General features: G+C 43.9%; 5 protein-coding genes. 4 read left to right on the forward strand and 1 reads right to left on the reverse strand.

Features of this window, described 5'->3' with window-relative positions:
- The first annotated feature begins 362 nt into the window (after positions 1-362).
- A complete protein-coding gene (bioD, locus tag PN447_RS18200; protein ID WP_271764419.1) occupies positions 363-1040 on the forward strand; it encodes a dethiobiotin synthase in 678 nt (225 codons plus the stop codon).
- 317 nt (positions 1041-1357) lie between these two features.
- Positions 1358-2578: a M20 metallopeptidase family protein gene (locus tag PN447_RS18205; protein WP_271764420.1), complete on the forward strand. Its 1221-nt coding sequence runs from the start codon at positions 1358-1360 to the stop codon at positions 2576-2578.
- On the opposite strand, the gene PN447_RS18210 is transcribed toward PN447_RS18205, so the two are convergent.
- Positions 2575-2712: a hypothetical protein gene (locus PN447_RS18210; RefSeq protein WP_271764421.1), complete on the reverse strand. Its 138-nt coding sequence runs from the start codon at positions 2710-2712 to the stop codon at positions 2575-2577. The genes PN447_RS18205 and PN447_RS18210 overlap by 4 nt on opposite strands.
- Positions 2713-3005: 293 nt before the next feature.
- Between PN447_RS18210 and PN447_RS18215 the strand changes: the two genes are divergently transcribed.
- A complete protein-coding gene (locus tag PN447_RS18215) occupies positions 3006-3200 on the forward strand; it encodes a hypothetical protein (RefSeq protein ID WP_271764422.1) in 195 nt (64 codons plus the stop codon).
- 551 nt (positions 3201-3751) lie between these two features.
- Positions 3752-4002, forward strand: a 251-nt coding sequence (locus PN447_RS18220; protein WP_271764423.1) for a hypothetical protein, incomplete at its 3' end; no start/stop codon positions are given.

Genomic DNA, 4002 nt, shown 5'->3' on the forward strand with positions numbered 1-4002 from the left:
TCTATTCAAATCGGCTCAAGGAATCCTCCTAAATGCAGATTGCAATGGGTCAGCTAATATTATAAGAAAAGTATTCCCAAATGCTTTTGCAAATGGGATAGCGAGTGTCGCCGTTACACCAATAAAGGTTATGCCTTTATAGAGTGTCATTTTGAACAGATGGAGATTTGTTCAGTTTAACACGAACGGTAGAGAATATATTACAATTGGCTTAATATGTGCATATGGCAATCTTAAATGATTCATGAACAATTTCTGTTCCCTGTTCCCTGTTCCCTGTTCCCTTTCCTCACTGATAATTTCTCAAGTCAAATAGGATGACTATATTTAGAAAGTAATCGCCGAAGAGATTGTTAAACACATTGTTAAACACATTATTTATTACTGGTACTGATACCGACGCTGGCAAAACTGTTGTAACCACGGCTTTGGCAGCTTATTACCAAAAGTATTACCCCCAGCAGACTTGGGGAATCATGAAACCCATTCAGTCAGGTGTGGGCGATCGCGAATTATATCAAAAGTTATTTTCTTTACAGCAGTCATCGGAGGAAATTACCCCTTTATATTTTAACGCGCCTCTAGCCCCCCCCATCGCCGCCGCCAAGGAAAATCGCTCTGTGGATTTAGCCTTAGTATGGCAAGCTTTCACTCAATTGCGATCGCAGCGTGATTTTGTTTTCGTAGAGGCTTTAGGGGGTTTAGGTTCACCGATTACCGATGAGTTGACCGTGGCTGATTTAGCCGGTGATTGGCGTTTACCTACAGTCTTAGTAGTACCAGTCCGACTAGGTGCGATCGCCCAAGCTGTGGCTAATGTAGCATTGGCTCGGCAATCAAAGGTAAATCTCAGAGGTATTATTCTTAACTGTGTGCAGCCCCGGAATGAGGGGGAAATTGCTGATTTAACCCCGTCAGATTTAATTCAATCTTTAACTAATACACCGGTTTTAGGTTGTTTACCTTACTTAGATAATCTAGCAGATTTGGATCAACTTGCCCATGTAGCCTCAACTCTCCAGTGGGAAAGATTGAGGTAATCAGGAATTTGGCTCTGAGAGGATGTTTGTCAAGTCATGATTAGTGTATCGAATATTATTTGAACCCACCCTAACCCTCCGGTTAGGGTGGGGTGTGTTGGGTGTATTGGGTGTGTTCCCCATTCCCCATTCCCCATTCCTGCGGTGTTCCCTGTTCCCTGTTCCCTGTTCCCTGTTCCCTGTTCCCTGTTCCCTGTTCCCTGTTCCCTGTTCCCTTGAGACTTTCCAGTTTTATGCAAGTTGAACTTTTTGACCAAGAGTACACTGGGAAAATATCTTCATTTAGCCTTACTGAAACGACCTGGACTTGATTAATTATGGTTTCTAGTTTTCCCCATTCTGCTGTTGATTTATCTGCTGTTCGTCTAGAAATTCGCGCCTTGGAACCCCAACTAGTAGAATGGCGCAGACAACTACATCAAAAACCAGAGTTGGGATTTCAAGAACGACTCACAGCACAGTTAGTTTCTAGCAAGTTGCAAGCATGGGGGATTGACCATGAGACAGGTATAGCGGAAACTGGTATTGTAGCCATAATTCAGGGGAATCAACCCGGTGGTGAGAAAGTATTAGCCATTCGTGCTGATATGGACGCTTTACCCATTCAAGAACTAAATGATGTCAGCTATAAATCCCAACATGACGGCGTGATGCACGCTTGCGGACATGATGGACATACGGCGATCGCCCTGGGTACAGCTTACCACTTACACAAGCACCGTCACAACTTGAGTGGCACTGTCAAAATCATCTTTCAACCAGCGGAAGAAGGCCCAGGGGGAGCCAAACCGATGATTAAACAGGGGGTACTAAAAAACCCCGATGTAGATGCCATCATTGGCCTGCACCTATGGAATAATTTACCATTAGGTACAGTAGGCGTACGCCCTGGGGCGTTAATGGCATCTGTAGAATGTTTTAATTGTACCATTTTAGGTCAAGGTGGACATGGTGCTATGCCCCATCAAACCATTGATTCTATCGTGGTGGCAGCCCAGGTTGTCAATGCCCTGCAAACCATTGTCGCCCGGAACGTCAACCCCATAGATTCCGCCGTGGTGACCGTGGGAGAACTTCACGCTGGCACAAAACTAAATGTAATTGCTGATACTGCCCGCATGAGTGGTACTATCAGGTATTTTAACCCAGATTTAGCCGGATTCTTTCACCAGCGAGTTGAGTCAATCATTGCCGGGGTTTGCCAAAGTCATGGGGCAAAATATGATTTAGAATACTGGAATCTTTACCCCCCCGTAATTAATGATGCTCATATGGCGGAACTAGTCAGGTCAGTAGCAGCGGCGGTAGTAGAAACCCCTTTAGGTATTGTCCCCACCTGTCAAACTATGGGGGGTGAGGATATGTCATTCTTTTTACAAGAAGTTCCTGGCTGTTATTTCTTCCTGGGTGCTGCTAACCCCCAGAAAAATCTGGATTATCCCCATCATCATCCCCGATTTGATTTTGATGAAACAGCCTTAGCTATGGGTGTAGAAATATTTGTGCGTTGTGTGGAGAAATTTTTAAGCAATGACTAATATTGCTCCTTGGCGCAGTGCGATCGCCCGCAATTATAGCAGGGGGAAGCCTTGAAACGCTTAAATTTCGCTGGTGGTGCGATCGCTGATGGGACCGACTGAATGCGATCGCGTATTGCTTTGAGATTAGCCATATTGGTTGACGGTTGACAGTCAGAGAGCCAGGGGTTAGAAACCCCTGTCTGATAGCTAAAGTCGGATAAATCCGACTGGAATAGATGACTAGGTTATCCGCGAATAACTGTGATATTTCTGCGTTGGGGACTCTGGGTGATTTCGGTGGTAGTGCGATCGCTGATGGGACTGACTGAATGCGATCGCGTATTGCTTTGAGATTAGCCATATTGGTTGACGGTTGACAGACAGAGAGCCAGGGGTTAGAAACCCCTGTCTGATAGCTAAAGTCGGATAAATCCGACTGGAATAGATGACCAGGTTATCCGCGAATGACTGTGATATTTCTGCGTTGGGGACTCTGGGCTATTTCGCTGGTGGTGCGATCGCTGATGGGGGGCTTACAAGGGTAGGTTTTTTACATTGTCGTGAGGGTAAGACTTGGTGGACAAGGAGACAAGGGAGGAAAACAGTACAAAGTCTGTTGACGGTTGAGTATTCTAGATAACCCACTAGTCCCCTTGCAGTGGGCTTTAGCTATGAGACTCTTAATTTATTCCCTGGCTTCCTAAAAAATCTATCTAAAGATAGATGACAAGATTACCTAAATAGTATCACTGATGCCACAAGATAAAAAAATGCACTTGTAAACTAAAGGTAAGTTAATTGTGGTATTCTTAGATTGTGATTAAATCAATATTTAGTCCAGGGGAAAGAATGTTTTAAAATTTACAAATACTGTATCCAATAGGGGTTTACTCCAAGTCAACTATCCTATAGGAAAGAAAGGGAACTTAATTTTTTGGCTTTTGGTGTTCCCTACAATCAGATTTACCCGTTGAAAAGTTATCAAACAACCCATGAGTATGTTGTGCCAGTCACGAGTATTCACCAATATTAAAAATTTATATATCCAGTCAAGGGACTTTTTAGCTTGCACCCAGCTTGGAAGTGCAAGCTGAGTGCAGCGCTGGCGCGATCGCCTACTATACTGCGCTTTGCGCAATCCCCCAGTGAATGAATTACTGTTAACTGCTTACGTAAACAAACTATAAAAATATGTACTACATTTTTGAGACAGCAGAAGAAGCCTTCCGGGGTCTGGATGAACTAAACCAGCAGTTTTTTGATAGTGCTACAGGGACAATTCTCAATGATGATGTCTCTCCATTAGATAATTTCCGTATTTTTTCATCCACAGGGTGGTCAGACTTAGGTTATACATTCAGCCTAATAGAACTGCTGCAAACTAACCCCGTGTTTGAGGTTTTAATTGGTGGGGTTGGTTTTTTACCTGGTCTGGATGTTAA

Source organism: Anabaena sp. CS-542/02 (genome assembly GCF_028331085.1).
GTDB classification, from domain to species: Bacteria; Cyanobacteriota; Cyanobacteriia; order Cyanobacteriales; family Nostocaceae; genus Anabaenopsis; species Anabaenopsis arnoldii.

Coding starts and splice junctions, on each gene's coding strand:
- PN447_RS18205 (WP_271764420.1), top strand. CDS start 1,358: ATGGTTTCTAGTTTTCCCCATTCTGCTGTTGATTTATCTGCTGTTCGT.
- PN447_RS18210 (WP_271764421.1), bottom strand. CDS start 2,712: ATGGCTAATCTCAAAGCAATACGCGATCGCATTCAGTCGGTCCCATCA.
- PN447_RS18215 (WP_271764422.1), top strand. CDS start 3,006: ATGACCAGGTTATCCGCGAATGACTGTGATATTTCTGCGTTGGGGACT.